23 protein-coding genes are annotated in these 20,106 nt (G+C 62.9%); 11 read left to right on the top strand and 12 right to left on the bottom strand.

Annotated elements, in window-relative coordinates; genetic code table 11:
- Nucleotides 1–25 precede the first annotated feature (25 nt).
- Genes RHODMAR_RS00765 through RHODMAR_RS00725 form a run of 9 tightly spaced genes read right to left on the bottom strand, consistent with a single transcriptional unit; the run spans nucleotide 26 to nucleotide 9,585 of the window.
- Nucleotides 26–1,165, bottom strand: coding sequence for an MCE family protein (locus RHODMAR_RS00765; RefSeq protein WP_157225922.1), 1,140 nt, complete (start codon nucleotides 1,163–1,165; stop codon nucleotides 26–28).
- A 14-nt stretch (nucleotides 1,166–1,179) separates the two neighbouring features.
- Nucleotides 1,180–2,310, bottom strand: a complete 1,131-nt coding sequence (locus RHODMAR_RS00760; protein ID WP_008710177.1) for an MCE family protein — start codon at nucleotides 2,308–2,310, stop codon at nucleotides 1,180–1,182.
- 11 nt (nucleotides 2,311–2,321) lie between these two features.
- The gene (locus tag RHODMAR_RS00755) at nucleotides 2,322–3,422 is read right to left on the bottom strand and encodes an MCE family protein (RefSeq protein WP_008710175.1); all 1,101 of its coding nucleotides are present in this window, start codon (nucleotides 3,420–3,422) and stop codon (nucleotides 2,322–2,324) included.
- Nucleotides 3,419–4,429, bottom strand: a complete 1,011-nt coding sequence (locus tag RHODMAR_RS00750; protein WP_008710173.1) for an MCE family protein — start codon at nucleotides 4,427–4,429, stop codon at nucleotides 3,419–3,421. Before RHODMAR_RS00750 ends, RHODMAR_RS00755 begins: the two co-directional genes overlap by 4 nt.
- Complete coding sequence (locus RHODMAR_RS00745; protein WP_008710171.1) at nucleotides 4,426–5,451, bottom strand: MCE family protein; 1,026 nt, start codon at nucleotides 5,449–5,451, stop codon at nucleotides 4,426–4,428. The genes RHODMAR_RS00750 and RHODMAR_RS00745 overlap by 4 nt, the downstream gene beginning before the upstream one ends.
- Nucleotides 5,448–6,770 carry an MCE family protein gene (locus RHODMAR_RS00740; RefSeq protein ID WP_008710169.1) on the bottom strand — a complete coding sequence of 441 codons (1,323 nt, stop codon included), beginning with the start codon at nucleotides 6,768–6,770 and terminating at the stop codon, nucleotides 5,448–5,450. The genes RHODMAR_RS00745 and RHODMAR_RS00740 overlap by 4 nt, the downstream gene beginning before the upstream one ends.
- 37 nt (nucleotides 6,771–6,807) lie before the next feature.
- The gene (locus RHODMAR_RS00735; protein WP_008710167.1) at nucleotides 6,808–7,674 is read right to left on the bottom strand and encodes an MlaE family ABC transporter permease; all 867 of its coding nucleotides are present in this window, start codon (nucleotides 7,672–7,674) and stop codon (nucleotides 6,808–6,810) included.
- 1 nt (nucleotide 7,675) lies between these two features.
- On the bottom strand, nucleotides 7,676–8,485 hold the full coding sequence (locus tag RHODMAR_RS00730; RefSeq protein WP_051047701.1) for an MlaE family ABC transporter permease: 810 nt from the start codon (nucleotides 8,483–8,485) through the stop codon (nucleotides 7,676–7,678).
- A gap of 11 nt (nucleotides 8,486–8,496) precedes the next feature.
- Nucleotides 8,497–9,585, bottom strand: a complete 1,089-nt coding sequence (locus tag RHODMAR_RS00725) for a ferredoxin--NADP reductase (RefSeq protein WP_232433536.1) — start codon at nucleotides 9,583–9,585, stop codon at nucleotides 8,497–8,499.
- A 112-nt stretch (nucleotides 9,586–9,697) separates the two neighbouring features.
- Here RHODMAR_RS00725 and RHODMAR_RS00720 point away from each other — a divergent pair, with 112 nt between their 5' ends.
- The 8 genes from RHODMAR_RS00720 (at nucleotide 9,698) to RHODMAR_RS00685 (ending at nucleotide 16,010) form a co-directional block, all read left to right on the top strand.
- Nucleotides 9,698–10,705, top strand: a complete 1,008-nt coding sequence (locus RHODMAR_RS00720) for an alpha/beta hydrolase (protein WP_232433531.1) — start codon at nucleotides 9,698–9,700, stop codon at nucleotides 10,703–10,705.
- Nucleotides 10,702–11,580, top strand: coding sequence for an SDR family NAD(P)-dependent oxidoreductase (locus tag RHODMAR_RS00715; RefSeq protein ID WP_008710161.1), 879 nt, complete (start codon nucleotides 10,702–10,704; stop codon nucleotides 11,578–11,580). Before RHODMAR_RS00720 ends, RHODMAR_RS00715 begins: the two co-directional genes overlap by 4 nt.
- Before the next feature lies 1 nt (nucleotide 11,581).
- Nucleotides 11,582–12,502, top strand: coding sequence for a hypothetical protein (locus RHODMAR_RS00710; RefSeq protein WP_008710159.1), 921 nt, complete (start codon nucleotides 11,582–11,584; stop codon nucleotides 12,500–12,502).
- Nucleotides 12,499–14,022 (top strand): flavin-containing monooxygenase, encoded by a 1,524-nt coding sequence (locus tag RHODMAR_RS00705; RefSeq protein WP_008710153.1) that lies wholly within the window; start codon nucleotides 12,499–12,501, stop codon nucleotides 14,020–14,022. Before RHODMAR_RS00710 ends, RHODMAR_RS00705 begins: the two co-directional genes overlap by 4 nt.
- 20 nt (nucleotides 14,023–14,042) lie before the next feature.
- Nucleotides 14,043–14,279: a hypothetical protein gene (locus RHODMAR_RS00700; protein ID WP_008710152.1), complete on the top strand. Its 237-nt coding sequence runs from the start codon at nucleotides 14,043–14,045 to the stop codon at nucleotides 14,277–14,279.
- 80 nt (nucleotides 14,280–14,359) lie between these two features.
- Nucleotides 14,360–15,094 carry a MerR family transcriptional regulator gene (locus tag RHODMAR_RS00695; protein ID WP_042937389.1) on the top strand — a complete coding sequence of 245 codons (735 nt, stop codon included), beginning with the start codon at nucleotides 14,360–14,362 and terminating at the stop codon, nucleotides 15,092–15,094.
- 79 nt (nucleotides 15,095–15,173) lie between these two features.
- Nucleotides 15,174–15,380, top strand: coding sequence for a hypothetical protein (locus tag RHODMAR_RS00690; protein WP_008710150.1), 207 nt, complete (start codon nucleotides 15,174–15,176; stop codon nucleotides 15,378–15,380).
- Between the two features lie 54 nt (nucleotides 15,381–15,434).
- Nucleotides 15,435–16,010: a YdcF family protein gene (locus RHODMAR_RS00685; protein ID WP_008710149.1), complete on the top strand. Its 576-nt coding sequence runs from the start codon at nucleotides 15,435–15,437 to the stop codon at nucleotides 16,008–16,010.
- Nucleotides 16,011–16,015: 5 nt separating this feature from the next.
- Here the strand turns inward: RHODMAR_RS00685 and RHODMAR_RS00680 are convergent, their stop codons facing one another.
- Together RHODMAR_RS00680 and RHODMAR_RS00675 are read right to left on the bottom strand one after the other, a co-directional pair.
- On the bottom strand, nucleotides 16,016–16,381 hold the full coding sequence (locus RHODMAR_RS00680) for a CrcB family protein (RefSeq protein ID WP_042937387.1): 366 nt from the start codon (nucleotides 16,379–16,381) through the stop codon (nucleotides 16,016–16,018).
- Nucleotides 16,378–16,776, bottom strand: coding sequence for a fluoride efflux transporter FluC (locus tag RHODMAR_RS00675; RefSeq protein ID WP_008710148.1), 399 nt, complete (start codon nucleotides 16,774–16,776; stop codon nucleotides 16,378–16,380). The genes RHODMAR_RS00680 and RHODMAR_RS00675 overlap by 4 nt, the downstream gene beginning before the upstream one ends.
- A gap of 206 nt (nucleotides 16,777–16,982) precedes the next feature.
- Here RHODMAR_RS00675 and RHODMAR_RS00670 point away from each other — a divergent pair, with 206 nt between their 5' ends.
- Genes RHODMAR_RS00670 through RHODMAR_RS00660 form a run of 3 tightly spaced genes read left to right on the top strand, consistent with a single transcriptional unit; the run spans nucleotide 16,983 to nucleotide 19,658 of the window.
- Nucleotides 16,983–17,363: an STAS domain-containing protein gene (locus RHODMAR_RS00670; RefSeq protein ID WP_008710147.1), complete on the top strand. Its 381-nt coding sequence runs from the start codon at nucleotides 16,983–16,985 to the stop codon at nucleotides 17,361–17,363.
- A gap of 21 nt (nucleotides 17,364–17,384) precedes the next feature.
- Nucleotides 17,385–17,849, top strand: a complete 465-nt coding sequence (locus RHODMAR_RS00665) for an ATP-binding protein (RefSeq protein WP_008710138.1) — start codon at nucleotides 17,385–17,387, stop codon at nucleotides 17,847–17,849.
- Nucleotides 17,850–17,870: 21 nt separating this feature from the next.
- The gene (locus tag RHODMAR_RS00660) at nucleotides 17,871–19,658 is read left to right on the top strand and encodes an ABC transporter ATP-binding protein (protein ID WP_008710136.1); all 1,788 of its coding nucleotides are present in this window, start codon (nucleotides 17,871–17,873) and stop codon (nucleotides 19,656–19,658) included.
- Between the two features lie 9 nt (nucleotides 19,659–19,667).
- On the opposite strand, the gene RHODMAR_RS00655 is transcribed toward RHODMAR_RS00660, so the two are convergent.
- The gene (locus RHODMAR_RS00655) at nucleotides 19,668–20,063 is read right to left on the bottom strand and encodes a hypothetical protein (protein ID WP_008710135.1); all 396 of its coding nucleotides are present in this window, start codon (nucleotides 20,061–20,063) and stop codon (nucleotides 19,668–19,670) included.
- Nucleotides 20,064–20,106 lie beyond the last annotated feature (43 nt).

Genomic DNA, 20,106 nt, shown 5'->3' with positions numbered 1-20,106 from the left:
GTCGGGCTGGAGAGTGGGGGGCCGGTCAGCCACCTGCTACCCGCTCTTTCCCGGTGGACCCGGCAGGTGGACCTCCGGTGTCGTCACCGGGTGGACGCGGAACGTTCTGAGCTCCCCGAACTTGAATCCCCGGATCGGTGCTGTTGCAGTACATGTATTTCAGCGGCGGCGTCATCGCGGCGATGGACGGCGACACGGTCGGGTTGAGGTAATCGCATGTCGGCCTCGGGTACGGATCGGCAACGACGTTGAGTTGGTTGTCGTGGCCTGCAAGTCCGAATGCGCCTGCGCCCGCCGACATCGCCGGGAACAGAGCCTCGATCGCGGGCGTGTGCAGCCGAGCGGCCCTGGCGATGCGGGCCAAGTTCTTCAGTAGATCTCCACCCGTGTTGCGATTGTCGGCGACGACCGCTTTCACGGAATCGAGTCGAGCAGGCGTGTCGTCGAGCAGAGCGCGGATCTCGGCGTCCGACGCGGCCAGCTGCTCGGCCAACGACGTGCCGCCGAGTGCCAGGCGGGTCAGATCGGGCTCGATGTCGCCGACGGTCTGCAGCAGTGTCCGGCCGGTGCGAATCAGGGTGATCGTTTCGGGAAGAACTGAATCCAAGCCGGCGAGCAGAGCCGCTCCGCCGTCGACGATCGCCTGCAGCTGCGCGGGGCCACCTGCCATCGCGGTATCGAGCTCGTCGATGATCGACGACAACTGTGCGGGATCGATCTGACTCACCACATCGGTGACGCCGACCAGCATCGTGGCGAACGGAACCGGGGTATTCGTGCGATCCTGTTCGACCACGTCGCCGTCGACCAGATACGGGCCGTCGTCGGAATCGGGACGGAAGTCGATGTATTGCTCGCCTGCAGCGGACAGTGCAGCGACTACGACGGTGCCGTCGGCCGGAACGCGGTGAACGGCCGCGATGTCCAGCTGCGCCTCGACACCATCGTCGGTGATGTCGACAGCGACGACTCGCCCGATTCGTTGCCCGCGTACCGAGACATCTCCGTTCGCTTGTAACCCGCCGGATCCGTCCAGTCGCACGGTGACGCGGTAGTCGTTCGCAAACGGATCGATCCGCAGCGCTCCGATGGTGAGGTATGCCGTCCCCATCAGGAGGACGAGTACGAGCGCAGTGTTCGAAACGAGTACACGGTGTCGATTCACCCAGTGGCGCAGTATCATCGGCCGGCCGCGTCGTCGTTCGGGGTGCCGGTGGGAGTCGGCGGATCAACGGTGGGCACAGGAGTGAGCCCCTGCCCGGTGACACGTCCGTACACGCGGTCCAACGTGTCGGTCAGGCTGCCGACGAAGTCCTCGCCGTCCTGTGCGCCCGGCCAGTGGCTCGACGGATCGTCCAGCGCCGCCAGGCTCAGCCACGACAGTCGAACGTAGATCGCGACAGAGTTGCCCTTGGTGCTGGAGGCCAGCTTCGGCGCGAGCTGCTCGAGTTGCTTCATGGCGACGTCGAGGTCGTCGCCGATCGCTGCAACGGACGAGAAGGTCTGCTCGGTGCCGACGAGTAGGTCGCGCAGCGCCGGACCTGCTTCGTCGGTGAAGGTTCCGAGCTTGTCGGCCGCACCTCCCGCGGCTGCGAGGACATCGGTGATTCCTGTGCTGTTGTCGGCCAGGGTCTGAGTGAGCTCGGGCAATTGTTGCGCAATTGCGTCGATGGCTTCGGTTCTGGCACCCAGAATCGAACTGAGCTCCTGAGTCCTGGTCAGCATCGAATCGATTTGATCTGTGCGTTGATTCAAGTCTGTCACCGTCGCGGTGAGGTCGGTGATGATGTGCGATGCGTCTGCACTTCGGCCCGCCGTTGCGGTGTCCAACTCTTCGATGATGGTCTGCAGTCTGCTTACGCCGCCACCGTTGACGACCATCGACGCAGAGGCGAGTAGTTCCTCGACGCTGGCACCCGCTGAGGTCGAGGCAACATCGATGGTCGCACCGGGCCGCAACCGCGGAGTGTCCGGGTTCGCTTCCGGCGACGAAGACAGTGAGACGAAGACGTCTCCAAGCGGAGTCGCTTGCCGCAGTTCTGCTCGCACATCCGTAGGCAGGTCCACTCCGGATCGGATAGCCATCTGTACTCGCGCCGTGTAGTTTTCCGCATCGATCTCCTGGACCTGACCGATGTCGACGCCGCCGAGTTTGACCTTCGCCTGCTGGGGGAGGTTCAGCGCATCGGTGAAGACGGCGTCGATGCGGTAAGAATCGGCACCGACCCCAGGGCTGGGGAGCGGCAGGTCCTCGAGTGTGGTGCTGCAGCCGGCAAGGATCGCAGTAGCCGAGAATGCCGCAATCGGCATCGCCCAGGACCTCACGGCTGACTCAGCCCCAGCAGCGCAGCCGAGATTCCGAAGTCCGGCCCGAAGTCGTACACGCGACCGGTTCTGCAACCCTCCGACTTCAGTTGGATGCGCTGGCAGAATTCGTTGACCAATTCGGTATCGAATACCGTTCTGTCGGTGAGGAAATGGACGCGCAAAGCTTGGGAGGCCGGATCGGTGGCGTTCTCCAGATTGCGGAACAGGGTCGGTGCCGTGTCGATCGTCTCGGAGAGCTCACGACCGTGATCGGTCAGTCCTGACACCGCAGTCTTCAAGTTCGCGAACAGGGCTGGGAACGAGTCACGGTTCGCGTCGATCAGACCCGTCAGCTCACTCGTCAGCCGATTGATCTGTGCAACGGTATCGCCGAGGGCAGCCGACTGATCACCGGCTTCGCCGATCACCTGCGCCATGTCGGTCGAGAAGTCACGAATCTGCGTATCGTTCTCTGCAGCAACGCGGCTCAGCTCGCTGACGGAGGTGATCAGGCGAGTCAAGGAATCCTTGTTGTCCACCCCGACCGCCAAGGCTCCGGACAGGTCGTCGAGCGTGGACCGGATCTTGGCACCGTTTCCCGTCAACCCGTCGTTCGTCACCGCCAATAGGTCCGCGATCGGTCGATTGCCGTCGCTGTTGTCCGCGAGTGTGGTCGACAATTCGGTCACGGCGGCAAGCACTCTGTCGATCTCGACGGGTACGTGAGTTCTGGCCAGCGGCACATGCGCGCCGTCTTCGAGTACCGGTCCGGTTCCCGAGTACGGAGGGGTCAACTCGACGTGCCGATCGGTCACCACCGACGTCGAGATCGTCGCCACATCGAGATCGGCAGGCAGTTGGACCGACTGGTCGACCGTCATGCTGATGCGTACGTGCGATCCCTGCGCCTCGACGCTGTCGACCGTTCCTACCGACATGCCCAACACCGCAACCTCGTTTCCTTCGTAGAGTCCGGCAGAGTTGTCCAGATCGGCGGTTATCGTGATGGTCGAACCGGTCACGGACGACAACGACCGGGGCACACCGCAGCCGGCGGTCGACACGAGCACCGCTGACACGCACACAACCGCGCCGACGCGGATCCCGGCTCTCATCGGCACCCCTGCACCACGTTGGCAGAGCACAGCCAGTTGTCCGGCAGAAGCGACCACGGAGTGGCGATGTCGGCATAGGGGCCGTTACCGAAGGCGTTCGTCATCTGTCGGACTGTCACCGGTAGACCCTCGTAGACCCTCCGCAGTGTGTCGTCGTTGTTCGCCAAACCCTGACTCAGCGCGGTCAATTGACCGATCAACGGTTCTATGGCTGCGCGGTTCTCGGTGAACACGCTGTCGAGCTGGGCGGTGAGGGCGTCGGTGGCCGCAATCAGCTTCGCCACCGCACCCCGTTGCGAGACAATGGATCCTGCGAGTGCAGCGCCTTGGCCCAGCATCGACGTCAGGGCGGCGCTGTTCTCCGACAATCGCTCCGTCACCTGGTCCGCGTCGTCGAGTAGTGCGGCTATCTGATCGCGCCGATCGGAGATCACCCTGGAAAGGGTCGAGATGCTGTCCAATGCCTGCCCGGTCAGTTCGGGAGTGCCCTCGAGCTGATCGGCGACCGTGGTCAGTGACTCGCGCACCGTTCTCGCGTCGACCTGCTCGATCACCGGTGTGCCGGTCTGAATGGCCTTCTGCAGATCGAAAGGAACTGTGCTGTGCGACAGATCGATCGGATTCTTCCCCAGCGGGGTATCGCCGTCGGGCGTGAGCGAGACATAGCGCGATCCCAGAATGGTGGACAGCTTGATTTCGGCTCTCGTGTCGGAGCCCAGCTCCACGGAGTCGTCCACCTCGAGTGCGACCGAGACGTGATCGCCCGTCAGCGCGAGAGAATCGACCTTCCCGGCGGAGACTCCGGCGATCCGAACGTCGTCTCCGCTCTGCAGTCCGGCGGACTGAGCGAAGAGGACGTCGACGGTGCGATTGCCCATACCGGCATGCTGGTAGCCGATCACTGCGACGAAGAGTAGGACGATCGTCGCGCATCCGACGATGCCGCGCCAGAAGTCGCGCTGCATCGTCGGTAGGGATGCCCGAATGCGGGACGGTAACGATGTCATTCGAGGCAGACCTCCGACTGTGCTGTGCCGCCGACTTGACTGAAAACACCTGGTGAAAAGAGTAATCCGGCGAAGCTGACGTCCAGATTGCACACGTACATGTTGATGAAGCTGCCGTTCTCGGTTATGCGCGCGAACGACGCGAGCACCGAGGGCAGTAACCCGATCGACGTGCGCAGTTGCGCACCGTCTCCGTTCACGAGATCGGTGGTCGCTCCGAGTCGATCGATGGTGCCTGACAGCGTCGGCCGTACGTCGTCCACCATGTCGGCCACGGGACCGGCAGTGTCTCCGATCGTGCGCACCGCAGTGGCCAGCGGCCCCGCCTGCGCATTGAGATCGGTCATCAATTTCTGTGTGGACTCGATCAGGGTCACCGTTTCGTCGCCGCGATCGGCAACCTCGGCCAGTACCTCTCCCAGGTTGGTCAGAATGAGGCCGATTACTTCGTCCTTCTCCGCGAATTCCGATGCCAATGAGACGCTTTGAACGACCAGAGTGCTGATCGAGACACCATCTCCCTGCAGCGTCTGCACGATGGACTCGGACAAGGAATTGACCTGCTCGGGATCGAGCACGCTGAACAGTGGTTGGAAGCCGTTGAGGAGAGCCGAGACATCGAACGACGGCTCGGTGCGATCGGTCCCGATGGTCGAGCCGGGCTGGACCGACCCGGTGGCTTCCCCGCTGGTGTCGAGGGCGAGGTAGCGCTGGCCGATCAAGTTCTGGTACTTGATCGAGATTGTCGTGTTCTGGTACACCGTCTGACCGCGCTCGAGGATGAAACGCGCTCGTGCTGTGTGACCGTCGAGCGATACGTCCTCCACCTTACCTACTCGCACGCCGGCGATCCGGACGTCGTCGCCGCTCTGCAGTCCAGATGCATCCTCGAAAAGCGCGGCGTACGTGTTGGTTTCGCCTGCGACCGAGCGGCCCAGCGTGGTCCAGATCAGCGTTGTCACCGCAATGGCCAGGACCATGAAGACACTGAATCCGATCAACGGACGGCGGATCGACTTCATGGTGCACCGACCGAATCGGCATTGTCGATCGCGATGGTCTGCCCACGAAGCAATGGGCCGAGAAGGATGACCGAAGTGGCATCGGCCGGTCTACCCAGAACGGCGCCGATCGCCGCCTTCTCGTCATCGCTGCCGACGGATCCGACGTTGCCCGGTGAGTACGAAATACCCTCGGCCGATGCGTCCTCGTCGTCCCCAGTGCCGTTATTCACAGGGCCGTCGTCCCCAGTGCCGTCGCCCGAAGTGCCCTCGACCACAGTGCCGGTGCCCACAGTGCCGTTGCCCCCGGACCGCGACGGCGGTGCCGTGCTGCAGCTGGGTCCGGCCAGATCGCCGTAGCGGGGGCAGTCCTGCCTGGTGTACGGAGTGAAGGGGGTAGCGGTGATGTCGATCGACCAGATCAGTCGACCGTTGGGGCCGGTGAAAGCGCGGTTGAAGCCTTCCAGAGTCTGTCCGAGTGCTCGCACACCGGCAGGGAGGTCGTCCCCGTTGACGGCCAGTGCACCCATGACCGGATCCAGGTCGCGAACCAACGCGATGGCGCCGGACAGGTTGGGTGCCAGTGCCGCGTCGAGACTTGCAGTGGACCCGGCCGCGCTGGTCAGGAAGTTCGTCAGTTGGGAGCGTTTCTCCGCGATGGTTGCAGCGGGAATCAGCGAACTTTCCAAGGTGTCCAACAACTGTGGTGCAGTTCTGCTCAGGCTGCCGATCGAGGTGTCGAGCAGATCGATATCGGTGGTGAGGTCCGGTATTTCGGCACGGAGTGTGCTGAGGTACTTGCTGGCAACCGAGACCGTGGTGCCTATCGATTCGCCTCGGCCTTCGAGGGTGTCGGCGAGCGTGCTCAGTACCGAGCTCGACTTCTCCGGGTCGACGGCCGTCAACACGTTTCGCAGACTCGTCATCGCGGTTTGCAGCTCCAGTGTTTCCCGTGATGCGTCGCCTGGAATGGTTGTGCCTGCCTCGATGCTGGTTCCTGCACCGGTGTCCACCAGCTCGATCGAGGAGACGGCGAAGATGTTGCTGGGCACCACCCTCGCGGTGACGGTATTCGGAATCGTCTCGGCCCGGGCAGGATTCAATCGGATTGCTACCGTACTCGTTCCCGCAGCATCATTGTCCACCCCGGCGACCATGCCGACCAGAACTCCGCGGAACTTGACGTCCGCATTCTGCGGCAGACCGTCGCCGAGTGAAGGCATCGACGCGACGACATCGACGGTGTTGCGCCAGATACCCGTGTAGCGCGCCAGTAGAACCCCCGCGATCGCACTGATCACCAGGAATACACACAGGCCGCGAATTACGAGCGCGGACATCGATGGTGTCCGTCCTCCCACGTCGAACATGCCGCCCTTATCCCGAGATCCTGATGCCGGGATCGGATCCCCACATCGCAAGGGTCATCAAGGTATTGACAAAAATGACGACGATGATGCTGGTCCGAATGGCTCTGCCTGCTGCCACGCCCACGCCCTCCGGACCGCCGGACGCGTAGTACCCGTAGTAGCACTGGATGATCGTCGTGAGCAGAACGAAGACAACGGCTTTGGCCACCGAATACAGGACGTCCTGGACGGAGAGGAACGAGTGGAAGTAATGCAGGTACGTGCCCGCGGATTGTCCGCTCTGCACTCCGACCACGATTTGGGCGGTCAGGTAGCTCGCGCTCAATCCGAGGACGTAGAGCGGCAGAATCGCGATCACCGCGGCCATCATGCGGGTGCTGACGAGGTAGGCCAGCGGGTCGATTGCGAGTGACTCGAGCGCGTCGATCTCCTCGCCGATCCGCATCGAACCCAATTGTGCTGTGAATCTGCAGCCGGCCTGGGCGGCGAAGCCGATGGCTGCGATCAGGGGTGCCAGTTCTCGAGTGGTCCCGAAGGCGGACACGGCCCCGGTCAGAGGACCCATCCCCAAGAGATTCAGCGCGGTGTAGCCCTCGATACCGACGGTGGCTCCGGCGAAGGCCCCGAGCAGGACGATCACCCCGATGGTGCCGCCGCCGACGACGATGGCACCGTTTCCCCAGCTGACGTCCGAGAGCAGCCGCCAGAGTTCGGGTCTGTACCGCCTCAGCGTGTACGGCATGGATCCTATGGATCGGCTCAGAAAGGTCGCTTGATGGCCCAACGTGGCCAGGGCGCGAGTCGGGGCGCCGACGACGATGGTTGCGGTCGTGACGACAGGCCTCAGCAGCGGCGGAGTGTATCGAGTAGCCATGTCAGATCAACCGAGCCGGGAACACAATGGTGTAGAGCTGGGTGAACAGCACGTTGACCGCGAAGAGCAGGATCACCGAACTGACCACCGCCGCGTTGACCGAATTCGCCACACCGCCCGGGCCGCCCCTGGTCGTCAATCCCTTGTCGCAGGCCACGATTGCGACGATCGCGCCGAAGACGACGGACTTGACAAGCGCCAGGACCAGATCGCCGACGGTGGCGAAGGCAGCGAACGTGCCCAGATAGCTTCCCGGTGTGCCGGACTGAACGAATACATTGAACATGTAGCCGGTGATGAATCCAACGAAGCAGACGCTCCCGCACAGCAACACGCTGACCAGCATCGCTGCGGCCAGCCGCGGCACCACCAAACGCTGCAGCGGCGAAATGGCCATGACCTTCATCGCGTCGATCTCGTCCCTGATGGTGCGCGAACCCAAGTCCGCGCACACTGCCGACCCGACGGCTCCGGCCATGAGCAGTGCAGTCACCAACGGAGCCCCCTGCCGGATGATGCCGAGACCGTTCGCAGCTCCCGCGAAGGACGTGGCACCGACCTGGCCGGCGATGGCACCGACCTGAACCGAGACGATGACTCCGAAGGGGATCGCGACCAGCAAGGTCGGAATGACCGATGTGCTTGCCATGAAGGCACATTGGCGGATGAACTCGGAGAACGGAAACGTTCGGTGCGCTATGTCCGACGTGAGCGATCTACCCGCGCGGACGCCCATCGCCATCTGGCGTCCGAAAGTGGAGACCGCGACAGCGGGGTGCTGTCGCAAGTAGTTCGAGGCCATCCGGCCCATCGCGTTGGTCATCAGCGGTCGAGCACCGCTCGAATCGGTTCGGCGGCAGGCACTGATTGGCATGCCAGCCGGACACCCTGGTGAAGTTCGTGGTCGTCGAGCGTCTCGTTCGCCAGCATTGTCACGGTGCCCGCTGTGAGTGTGTAAGCGCAGCCACCGCAGGTGCCTTCGCGGCACACGTACGGCGGATCGAGACCGAGTTCGAGGAGCCGGTCGAGCAGCTTCGTGCCTGTATTCCAGGCGAATTCGGTCGATATTCCGTCGATCTCGACCTCGGCGGTGACAGAGTCCGAATCCGGTTCGTGGGTGAGAGGGGAGTCGTTGTTCCGAAACGGATTCGAGTCGAAGGAGGAGAACACCTCGCGATGTGTTCTGCGTGCTGTGGTGCCGGTGCGGGTGAGCCATTCCTCGGCGACGTTCATGTATTGCGGGGGACCGCACAGGAGTGCCTCGTACTCGGTCGGGATTCTCGTGTCGAGCGATGCCAGTCCGGCAGCAGTGGGCAGTCCCGAGTCCGAGGCGTACCAGTGGTGGATGTCGAGTCGATCGGGAAAGCGAGACTGCAGCTCGGTCAGTCGGTCCGCGAAGATCACCGAGTTGCGGTTCTGATTGGCGTAGACGAGGGTTATTCGGTTGGCGTGCTGGAACAGCGCAGTCTCGAGGATCGACATCATCGGGGTGATTCCGCTACCCGCGGCCGCGAGCACGAAGTCGACGTCCCAGTTCTCGGGTCCGAACATGCCCGACGGCTTCAGCGCCTTCAGTCGCATCCCTCGAACTGCGTTCTCGTGCAACCAGTGCGACGCGACACCGTCCTGGATTCGTTTGATTGTCACAGTCGGCAATGGGCCACGTGCCGGTGAACTCGAGAACGAATAGCAGCGCGCAATCGAATCGCTGTCGGCGTAGGGAATCTCGAGCGTGAGAAATTGCCCCGGCTCGTAGTGAAGATACTCGTCTCGGCGTTCGGCAACGACGAAGCCGAGAGAGATCGCATCTTCTGTCTCGTAGGTCACCTCGGCAATTTCCAGTTCGAGGATTCTGGCTTCTGAACCGCTGGTAGACGTACCGAGCTGTGCCAATGGTGCGCCTTTGAACATCGTCACGTGCTCCCCCCTTCGGGCTCGAAATGTGTCAGCCGTCACTGTTGCACACTTCGCCATCTTTTAATAGGCCATTGACAAATGGCGGATAGCGGATCATGGTGACGAGGTGACTACGACCACAAATCGCGACCACCTGCCGCGGGGCGTCTTCGCCGCAGGTTCCCGACGAACTCGTATGGCGGCGTTGACGACTCGGCTGACGCTGCGCCCGATGACCAACCTGCTACCGACGAACCGCAGTGGTGTCGAGTTCTCCCGGCGCCTCGTCGCCACCTCGATGAACCTCTTCGGACCGGTTCCGAAGGGAACGCGAGTGGATCTGGTGTCCGACGACCCGGTACGTGGCGAGTGGGTACGAGCACCCGGGCTGACCCCGGGGCCACGCGTGGTTCTCTACATCCACGGCAGCGCCTACGTCATCTGCTCCGCGCGAACGCACCGCGGCCTGACCTCGCGATTGTCGAGATCCACCGGACTGCCGGTGTTCACGGTGGACTACCGGCTCGCTCCGGAACACCCGTTCCCCGCCGCAGCCGACGACGTCGAATCGGCCTATCGCTGGCTCCTCGACCAGGGGTACTCGGCCGCGAACATCGTGATCGCAGGAGACTCGGCCGGCGGCCACCTCGCGGCCGACCTGCTCATCGAGAACGACCGAACCGGGACGCCCCAACCGGGGGCAATGGTGTTGTTCTCGCCGCTCGTCGACCTGAACTTCGGGCTCTCTGCGCAGGCCGAACGCTCGCGGAAGGACCCGATGATCTCGGCAGCGGCAGCTCGAAAACTAGTAGCGCTGTACACCGACGGTCATGACGCCGACCTCCCTCGGCTACGGCTCGATCTTGCACTGGTGCGCGATCTGCCGCCCACCCTGATTCAAGTGGGCGGAGCCGAGATGCTGCGCGGCGACGCGCGGCATCTGAACACGATGATCCATGCGGCCGGTGGACTGTGCGAACTCGAGATTTGGCCCGACCAGATGCATGTGTTCCAGGCTCTCCCACGGTTGATACCCGAGGCCGAACACGCACTCGAGCATGCATCCGAGTTCATCACCCGAACACTCGACAACCCCGTCGTACAACATAATTCGATGAAACAGGTAAATCGATGAGAACCAAGATCGGGAAACCGTCGTACGGGTCGAGGGCGGTGGTGACCGGTGCAGGCAGCGGCATCGGCCGAGCATTCGCGCTCGAGCTGGCCCGCCGCGGAGGTGCCATCATGTGCGCTGACATCTCGTTGCCGCGAGCGCAGGAGACGGTAGCGATGGTGCACGCACTCGGCGGCATCGGATTCGCCGTCGAATGTGACGTGTCGATACGTGAGCACGTCGAAGAGCTCGCGCTGCGCGCCGGCATCGAGTTCGACGGGCCCGTCACGGTACTGATCAACAATGCCGGGGTCGGGATCGGCGGAAAGCCCGTTGGAGACATCGGTTTCGAGGACTGGAACTGGGCACTGTGTATCAATTTGTGGGGCGTCATCCACGGCTGCGAAGTGTTCACCCCTGCGTTCCGGACCGCAGGCGAGGGCGGAATCATCAACGTCGCCTCTGCCGCCGGCTTCGCCGCAGCGCCGCTGATGGGTCCGTACAACGTGGGTAAGGCCGCAGTGATGTCGCTGTCGGAAACGATGGCGGCGGAACTGTCGGGCACCGGTGTGCGCGTATCGGTTCTGTGCCCCACGTTCGTCAAGACCAATGTGGCGGTCGACGGCCGAATCACCGCGAGTTCGTCCCGGCTGGCCGAGATGGCGATGCGCTGGACCGGACGATCGCCCGACAAGATCGCTGCCGGAACCCTCGATGCCTTCGACAAGGGGCGGCTCTACGTCGTGCCCCAGTTCGACGCCAAGGCCGTATGGCGATTCAAGAGACTGCTACCCGCGGTGTACGTGCGAGTTCTGGGGCTACTCAACCGTGTGATGCCCGCCGAGCAGGAGCCGACGAAGAACGACACCCTTACCTCGACAACCACAGGAGCCTGACATGGCAATGGATTTCGAAGACATGTTGACCAAGATCAAGGATCGGCAGTGGGCGCTGGCCGACATCGATTGGGACGCACCGGGGGCCGAGACCATCAGCCCGGAACTGCACGCCAAGCTCAAGCCCTTCATGTCCGATCTGATGTGGATCGAGAACGTGGGGGCGCGAGGCTTCGCCGCGATGGCGCTGAAGGCACCGAACGAGACCTTGGCCGAAATCTATCGCTACTTCCACGCCGAAGAGCAGAAGCATGCCAATGCCGAACTCGCTCTCATGCGTCGGTGGGGCATGCTCGACGGCGATCAGATGCCCGAGCCGAACATCAACGTCAAGCTCGTGATCGACTGGCTGGACAAGCACTCCGACGGGCTGTCGCTGGCCGTGCTGGGAACCGTCATTCCGATGCTCGAGGTCGCATTGGACGGTGCGCTGGTGAAGTTCATCATGGACGAGATCGACGACCCGGTGTGTCAAGCCGTGTTCAAGAAGATCAACTCGGACGAATCACGCCATCTGGCTGTCGATTTCGCGGTGATCGAGCTGCTCGGGCATTCTCGGATGCGCAAGATTCTGGTCGACACCGTCGGTGCGTGGATGAATCCTGCCCTCATCGTCGGCACTCTGCGGTACATCCCGCTGCTGAACAAGATGCGCGACAACATCGTCGAGATGGGCGTCGACGAAGAGCGGCTCTACACCGCGATGAAGAGATTCCGCAGTGTGGGGCAGCGCAGCCCGGAGGCGCTGCGCGTGCCGATGTATCGAATCGTGCAGTGGCACGGCAGCATCGTGATCAATCGCAAGCATCCCTATCACCTCCTTGCGGACGGACTGGTGAAGCTGACCGGCCGGTACCCGGCCAAGACACTCAATTCCGAGCCGACCTGGGCCAAGGAACTGACCTACGAGCCCGTCGCATGAGCGAGTTCGATGTGCGTGAAGATGTGCTCGATGCGGTGATCGTCGGCGCGGGATTCGCCGGAATCGGTGCGGCTATCCGACTGCGCAACAAAGGTATCGAGAACTTCGTCATCCTCGAACGCGGCAGCGCAGTCGGTGGAACCTGGCGCGACAACACCTACCCGGGCGCAGCCTGCGACATTCCGTCGAGGTTGTACTCGTACAGCTTTGCGCCCAATCCGGACTGGTCGCACACCTACTCCGGTAGCGGCGAGATTCTCGACTACATCCACACGATGGTGAACGAGTTCGACATCGAGTCGCGTATTCGATTCGGGCACAACGTTATCGACATAATCTGGAACGAAGCGGCCGGTCACTGGCATCTGAGCAGCGACGGGCGGGCCGATGTTCGAGCGCGCACGGTAGTGATGGCGTCGGGGCCGCTCGCCAACGCCAGCCTACCGAACATTCGCGGCATCGACACCTACGAGGGGCACAAGATCCACAGTGCGCGCTGGGATCACGACTACGACTTCGAGGGCAAGAAGATCGCGGTCGTCGGAACCGGGGCGAGCGCTGTGCAGATCGTTCCCGAACTGGTGAAGATCGCCGAGACGGTCAAGGTGTTCCAACGCACTCCCGGTTGGACGTTGCCCCGGATCAATCGAAAGACGCGGGCCGGCACCAAGCGTCGATACGCGCGGGTCCCGCAGACTCAGACCCTGGCGCGTTCGCTATGGTTCTGGGGCCACGAGTTCGTCGCCCTCGGTGTCGTCTGGAAAACACCGCTCACTCGCATCGTCGAATTGGTCGGTCGCGTGCATCTGCGTCGTCAGGTTCGCGATCCCTGGCTACGGCGTCAGCTGACACCCCGTTTTCGGGCCGGCTGCAAGCGACTGTTGATGACCAGCGACTACTACCCGGCTCTTCAGAAGCCGAACTGCACGCTGGTGACCTGGCCGATCGCGACGCTCTCACCGAGGGGAATTCGGACCGTGGAAGGCGTCGAGCACCAGTTCGATGCCATCGTCTTCGCCACCGGATTCGACGTCTCCAACACCGGGACGCCCATACCGATCACTGGTCGCGACGGCCGCGTGCTGGCCGACGAATGGAGCGCAGGGGCCAAGGCGTACAAGAGTATTGCGGTATCGGGCTACCCGAACATGTACTTCACCTTCGGGCCGAACTCCGGGCCTGGACACAGCTCGGCGCTGGTGTACATGGAGGCTCAGATCGACTACCTCGTCGAGGCGATCTCCCTCGTGCTGGACGGCAATCTGCACAGCGCAGATGTGCGCCAGGACGTTCAGGATGCGTACAACGAGGAGATTCAGCGCAAACTGGCGAAGACGACCTGGAATTCCGGTTGCAGCAGTTGGTATCTCACCGAAGACGGTTTCAATGCCACCATGTTCCCCGGCTTCGCCACCCAGTACGTCGCCCAACTCGAACACGTCGAGCAGGGCGACTACAACGCCGTCCCGAGTCGCGTGGACGTACCCCGGGAACCCACCCGGGTCGTTGCCCACTCCTGAACCACACGAAAGAAACGAAGATGGGATTTCTCCCCAAAAACCCGGCCGACGTGATCGGACGGGCAGACAAGGCACTCGGCAACGTCGACGACGTGCTCGGGCGCGTCGATGGAACTCTCGACGAGGTGGCGGCGACGTTGGCGAAAGTACAGGAGGTTCTCACCATGCTCGACGCCAAGTTGGGTGCACTCGATAAGGTAGACACCATCGCTGACCAAGTGAACGCCTTGCACGAGAGCATGCTTCCGGTGCGATGAGGTTCAAAACCGGCTCTCCCTTCCGCCGCGTGGTCGACGTATATCCTGTGGGTCGGCGCGCGGCGGAGGGAGGGAGATCGGTGGAGTATCGAATCGACGACTTGGCTCGAGAGGCCAAGACGACCACTCGCAACGTGCGGGCTTACCAGGAACGCGGACTACTTCCGCCGCCAACTCTCCGAGGCCGCGTCGGAATCTACGATGACGATCACCTGACGCGGCTGAAGGTGATCGACGCGCTGCTTCAACGGGGGTTCACCTCGGCGCACATCGCCGATTTCTTCTCGGGCTGGGAGCAGGGCAAGGATCTGGGGGAGATCCTCGGGCTCCAGGAAATCGTCACCCGTAAATGGTCGTCCGAAGAGACCACTACCATTCCCCTCGAGCTGATCGCGGAATTTCTCGGAGATGACAACGACACCATCGTTGCGCGACTGACCGCAGCGAAGCTGATCAGGATCGACGGCGACCAGTGCGAGATCCTCGACCCCGCTCTTCTCGAGGTGTTCGTCGATCTGAGCCAGTACGGCTTCACCCTGGAGCAGTTGCTCGATCAGCACGAGCTGACCGCCTCGAAGATGAATGCCATCGCCGAGTCGATGGTGGGGTGCGTGACCGACCACTTGGCGGAGCAACACGGGCCGGGTTGGCTCCCGAAATCGGGCGAGATCGCCGAGACCACCGAGATGTTCGAGAAGATGCGCAGCCTGGCGATGACATCGGCGCAAGCGGAACTCGCCCGAGCCCTCGACCGCGTCCAGGAAAAGGCACTGGATGAGTATCTGTCGCAGACGCTGGCCAGGCAGAACGAGTGAATCCGGTTTGAAGAGTGCGGCAATCGGACACACTCGTTTACCGACAGCCGAACGGCGGCTGACTGCTGAAGGGGGCACCATGAGGTTCGTAACGTTGATCGTTCTCGTCTGGCTGATTGTCGGCGCTTTCGCGTCGTACCAGCGCGGAGACTTCGAGAGCGGACCCGAGAACTGTGCAGGCGCGGGAACCATCGCCTTGACCGTTGTCGCAGGACCACTCAACTATTTCGGCATCAACCCCGAGGTCACGGACTGCAACGTCACCATCCCGCAGCCCAGCGAGTGAGTGATCCAAGTCTCTGATCGCGCGCCCGCGGATCACCTTCCCTAACCTGGTGAGGTGCTCCGCGGACGCTTGCTGCTGATTCTCGCTTTCGCGATCCCAGTTGTAATGGTGTCTCTGGTGGGTATCGGCGGCTACGTCGCCTTCACCAAGGCTCGCGTCGATCCGATGACTACCGCCGATGCCATCGTCGTGCTGGGCGGTGAGCACGACGGCCGAGAGGCATACGGCATCTCACTCGCTCAGCAGGGAGTGGCCAAGACCGTCGTGCTGTCCGATCCGTACGGTTCCAGCGACCCGACGATGAAGAAGTACTGTGCGGCTTCCACCTCGCAGTTCGAGGTGCTCTGCATTCCACCGGCTCCGTCGACCACGCGCGGAGAGGCAATCTTCACCCAGAACCTCGCCCGTGAGCGCGGGTGGAATCACGTCGTAGTCGTCACCTGGCGCTACCACCTACCCCGTGCACGGTTCATCTTCGATCGATGCTTCGACGGCACCGTCACCATGCGTCCGACGCCTCGTGCCTACGACTTCTCCCTCGTCGAGTGGGAATTCACCTACCTGTACCAGCTCGCGGGATTCGTCAAGGCAGGTATCCAGGGAACGTGCGATAACTCGCTGAACGACTGACCTGCTCACACCAGCTTGTGATAGAGCGTGACGCCGGACTTCCATGCCAGGAATCCGAACATCACGGCAGCGATACCGCCCACGATGTTTGCAACGAAAAATGCTGCTGCGCTGCGATATTGCTGATCGCGGGTGAGTCGGAGAGTGACCACTGCCACCGCTGCCATCGGAGCCACGGAAGCCAGGAAACCGACGGCCACCACCGATCGAAGAGCTTCCGGTGGATCGATCGCGAATACCAGTCCCAAGGCCGCAGATGCCGTCAGATTGAGCGCGGACAGCCGTCGCCGAGACGTGAGCGCGAACGAGAACACGAACTGCGCGAGCGCCGCCAACCCACCCCCGGCTGCCACCAGCACGATCGTCGTCATGGCGTGGTGCGCGGTCTGGTGATCGCCGCTCCGAGAGCCGTCGCGATCAAGGCCAGCATCGGTGTTCCCAGCAGATAGATCACCGAATTCCACGCGCCGCGATGCGTCACCGCCTGAAACGCGTACAAGCTGAAAGTGGTGAATCCGCAGGCAAGGCCGAACAGCCCCGCACGAGCCGCCGGAGCCGGCCGGCCGGACAAATACCCGAGCGCAGCACCGACGACAAGACAGCCGAACACATTGACGCCGAAGGTGCTCATCAACAGCCACCGCGGCGATGAGCGCCACGTCCATACCTCGTACCGCAACGCAGCGCCGACTGCGCCGCCGATGGTGACCGCGACATAGTCGACGACCGAACGACGACGGTCCGCTCGTTGCAGTCCCTCGATCACCGCAGCGAGCCTAGTACGCGTGCGACAAGTCGGCTGTGCGGACGCAATGCCGCCGTCGTCGCCCGGGCCCCACGAGAGTCAATGTCACGTCGCCCGGGCCCCACGGGAGTCAATGTCACGTCTAGTGGACTTTTCGGGGGTCAATGTCACATCTAGTGGACTTCGCCGGCGCTGGTTGTCTGCTAACGGCGGGGTAAAGTCGCCGTGTGACTGCCGACGATATGGGCCCCGGGCCCCAGCACTTCGATGTAATCGTGGAGTGGCGTGATCAGGATGTGATTCTGGCCGTGTCCGGTGAACTGGATCTGGTGACTGCTCCCGACTTGTCCGAATCGGTCGCTCTGGTGCTCGAGAAGTCGCCGACGGCCGTGGTGATCGATCTCAGTGATGTGGGATTTCTCGCATCTGCAGGCATGTCGCTGCTGGCGTCGACGCATCAGCAACTCGGCGGTGGGGCCGGGTTTGCGGTGGTCGCGGATGGTCCGGCCACCGGTCGCCCGCTCACTCTGGTCGGTCTCGACGAGGTGTTCGGCATCTACGCAACGGTCGACGAAGCATTCGTTGCAATTCACAAGGGTAGATCTTGAACTTTTGGGTAGACGGGACTCATGATGGCGACACTCTCCGGAGGTGACGACTCACATTCCGACAGTTCGATCTCGACGGCAGGCGCGCGAATGGAAGAACTTCTGTTCACCGGCGAACCGGCTGATGCGGATCGAGCGTCGGAACTTCGTCGTGAGCTCGGGGAGTGGTTGGACGGTGTGGGCGTCGATCAGGATCGGGCGTACGACGTGGTGTTGGCGACGTACGAGGCCATAGCGAACAGTGTCGAGCACGCGTATCGAGACCATTCCGATCGTGGCACTCTCGACATCCGGGTGCTGTGTGGTGCCGAGGGACGGATCGACGTGAAGGTGACCGATCGGGGAGATTGGGCGTCGCACAGCTCCGATCCCAACCGCGGGCGCGGTGTTCCGCTGATGCGGGCCTTGGCCGACAGCGCTGCAGTCACCTCGGATGAGAGCGGTACGACGGTACACATGATCTGGGACGCGCTTCAGAGCTCCTGATCCTTCCGGCACACTGGTCACATGGTCGACGTGCAGATCGCTACAGCGGAGAAGAAGAAGATAACTCTCCCCAACCTTCGAGTGTTGTGGCAGTTCGTACGACCGCACCGCCGGACCCTCGTGGTCGGAATGGCCCTCGGTCTTGTCGGTACCGGTGCTGCGCTGGCTACGCCGATGGTCGCGAAGGGAGTACTCGACGGCCTCGGCAGCGATGCTTCGCTGATCGCCCCGATCGTGCTGCTGGTGGGTTTGCTCGTCGTCGGTTCGGTGGTGCTGTACCTGCAGTGGATCGTGCTGGGGGTGCTGGCCGAACGAATCGTGCTCGATGCCCGCAAGTCCATCGTGCGCAAGTATTTCGGAGCCACGGTCGGCAGTCTCGGCACGCGGCCCACCGGTGAGCTCGTCACCAGGGTCACCTCCGACACCGTCCTCCTGCGCGAGGCGGCGTCGAATGCATTGGTAGCCATAGTGAACAGCGTGGTCGGCTTGGTCGGAGCGCTGATTCTCATGGCGATTCTCGACGTGGTGTTGCTCGGTGCGATCGCGTCGGCCATCATCGCGATCGCCGTGCTGTTCTCGCGCCTCATGCCGCCGATTGCCGTGGCGCAGAGACAGTCCCAAGAGGCAGTGGGTCGCCTGGGCGGAATTCTGGACGGCACTCTGCGCGCCATCCGCACCGTCAAATCGAGCAGGGCCGAGGTGCGCGAATCGGAACGTGTCATCTCGGAGGCGCGTATTTCCGCGCAGCACAGCGTGCGAGCGGTGAAGATCTCGGCGCTGGCGTGGACCTTCGCCGGCGGCGGAGTGCAATTGGCGATCATCGGGATACTCGGGCTCGGCGGCTATCGCGTCAGTACCGGAGCGCTCGCAGTGTCGAGTCTGATCGCGTTTCTGCTCTACGCGTTTCAAGTGATGGGTCCGGTCCAGACTCTGGCGACCAACATCACCGCTCTGCAGGCCGGCATGGCTGCTGCTGCCCGTATCCGCCAGATCGACGACTTGGTGACCGAAGTGGGTCGGGAGGGAACAGTGCGGTCGGCGAGAACCGCAGCGCGCGCGCCCGCCATCGAGTTTCGCAGTGTGACAGCCAGATACGCGCCGGGTAGAGAGCCTGCCGTGTGCGGCATCGACCTCGAGGTGCCGGCGCGTGGGCACACGGCGATCGTCGGGCCGTCCGGTGCAGGCAAGACGAGCGTGTTCTCGCTGATCCTGCGTTTCCTGACGCCGGAGAGCGGTGAAATCCGTCTCGGTGGAACTCCGTACGACGAGCTGACCATCGACGAGGTGCGGGCCAGGCTCTCCTACGTGGAGCAGGAGACCCCGGTGATCCCAGGCTCGATCCGGGAGAACCTGCTGTTCAGTCACCCCGAGGCCACCGAGTCCGACATCTGGGCGGCCCTCGAGTCGGTACATCTGGACTCGGCGATCCGTGCGCTGGACGACGGATTGGACACCGATTTGATCGGCTCCACCGTCTCCGGCGGACAGCGACAACGAATTGCGTTGGCACGGGCCATTGTTCGGCGGCCCGAGATTCTTCTGCTCGACGAGGCGACGGCCCAGGTCGACGGCCGCACCGAGGCAGCCATTCACGAGGTGATCCGAGCAATCGCGTCCGAGGCGGCCGTCGTCACCATCGCGCACCGATTGTCCACCGTGCTCGATGCCGACACGATCCTGGTGATGGAGGACGGAGTGGTTCGCGCCCGGGGCACCCACGAGGAGCTCATGAATACCGACGCGCTCTATCGAGAACTGGTGGCTGCGTTGCGAATAGGCGACAACACCGCACTGCCGACGCCGAGCTGAGCCGAACGCCTAGGGTTCGGAATCGGACTCCGTGGTGGTGGTCTCTTCGTCCGAGGTGTCCTCCGACGTGGTCGTTCGGTCGGGTTCGGTCGTTCGTTCGGGCTTGGTGGTGCGGCGCGAGCTTCGGGTCGTCGTCGTCGTCGTCTCGGACCGGTCCGGGGTGGTTGTCGTAGGACGGGGGGTGGTGGGCTCTGCAACCCGCCAGGTGGGAGACGGGGGCACGATGACGATCGTCGAGGTCGGTGTCGTCGACACCGAGTTCAGGTTGTCCGACTTCAGTGCGGGCGGGCGAACCGTCTGACTCGTATCGTCGAATGCGCCACCCATGGCGCCGATAGTCAATCCGACGGCAACGGCCACTCCTGCACTGGCCACAGCTGCGAACGCGATCATTCTGTCGCGCATGCCCAGACCCTAACGCCGTGGCCGAACCCGGATGGTCGGCAAT

Origin of the sequence: Rhodococcus sp. AW25M09, from assembly GCF_000333955.1 — a bacterium.
Taxonomy (GTDB): Bacteria; Actinomycetota; Actinomycetes; order Mycobacteriales; family Mycobacteriaceae; genus Rhodococcoides.
Note: the sequence above shows the minus strand (reverse complement) of the source record. Positions and strands in the feature narration are given on the sequence as shown.

Excerpts from the sequence above, each read along its gene's own strand:
- RHODMAR_RS00760 (WP_008710177.1), bottom strand. The coding sequence starts at position 2,310 with ATGCCGATTGCGGCATTCTCGGCTACTGCGATCCTTGCCGGCTGCAGC.
- RHODMAR_RS00755 (WP_008710175.1), bottom strand. The coding sequence starts at position 3,422 with ATGAGAGCCGGGATCCGCGTCGGCGCGGTTGTGTGCGTGTCAGCGGTG.
- RHODMAR_RS00750 (WP_008710173.1), bottom strand. The coding sequence starts at position 4,429 with ATGACATCGTTACCGTCCCGCATTCGGGCATCCCTACCGACGATGCAG.
- RHODMAR_RS00745 (WP_008710171.1), bottom strand. The coding sequence starts at position 5,451 with ATGAAGTCGATCCGCCGTCCGTTGATCGGATTCAGTGTCTTCATGGTC.
- RHODMAR_RS00740 (WP_008710169.1), bottom strand. The coding sequence starts at position 6,770 with ATGTCCGCGCTCGTAATTCGCGGCCTGTGTGTATTCCTGGTGATCAGT.
- RHODMAR_RS00735 (WP_008710167.1), bottom strand. The coding sequence starts at position 7,674 with ATGGCTACTCGATACACTCCGCCGCTGCTGAGGCCTGTCGTCACGACC.
- RHODMAR_RS00730 (WP_051047701.1), bottom strand. The coding sequence starts at position 8,485 with ATGGGCCGGATGGCCTCGAACTACTTGCGACAGCACCCCGCTGTCGCG.
- RHODMAR_RS00725 (WP_232433536.1), bottom strand. The coding sequence starts at position 9,585 with ATGTTCAAAGGCGCACCATTGGCACAGCTCGGTACGTCTACCAGCGGT.
- RHODMAR_RS00715 (WP_008710161.1), top strand. The coding sequence starts at position 10,702 with ATGAGAACCAAGATCGGGAAACCGTCGTACGGGTCGAGGGCGGTGGTG.
- RHODMAR_RS00710 (WP_008710159.1), top strand. The coding sequence starts at position 11,582 with ATGGCAATGGATTTCGAAGACATGTTGACCAAGATCAAGGATCGGCAG.
- RHODMAR_RS00705 (WP_008710153.1), top strand. The coding sequence starts at position 12,499 with ATGAGCGAGTTCGATGTGCGTGAAGATGTGCTCGATGCGGTGATCGTC.
- RHODMAR_RS00700 (WP_008710152.1), top strand. The coding sequence starts at position 14,043 with ATGGGATTTCTCCCCAAAAACCCGGCCGACGTGATCGGACGGGCAGAC.
- RHODMAR_RS00690 (WP_008710150.1), top strand. The coding sequence starts at position 15,174 with ATGAGGTTCGTAACGTTGATCGTTCTCGTCTGGCTGATTGTCGGCGCT.
- RHODMAR_RS00680 (WP_042937387.1), bottom strand. The coding sequence starts at position 16,381 with ATGACGACGATCGTGCTGGTGGCAGCCGGGGGTGGGTTGGCGGCGCTC.
- RHODMAR_RS00665 (WP_008710138.1), top strand. The coding sequence starts at position 17,385 with ATGATGGCGACACTCTCCGGAGGTGACGACTCACATTCCGACAGTTCG.
- RHODMAR_RS00660 (WP_008710136.1), top strand. The coding sequence starts at position 17,871 with ATGGTCGACGTGCAGATCGCTACAGCGGAGAAGAAGAAGATAACTCTC.
- RHODMAR_RS00655 (WP_008710135.1), bottom strand. The coding sequence starts at position 20,063 with ATGCGCGACAGAATGATCGCGTTCGCAGCTGTGGCCAGTGCAGGAGTG.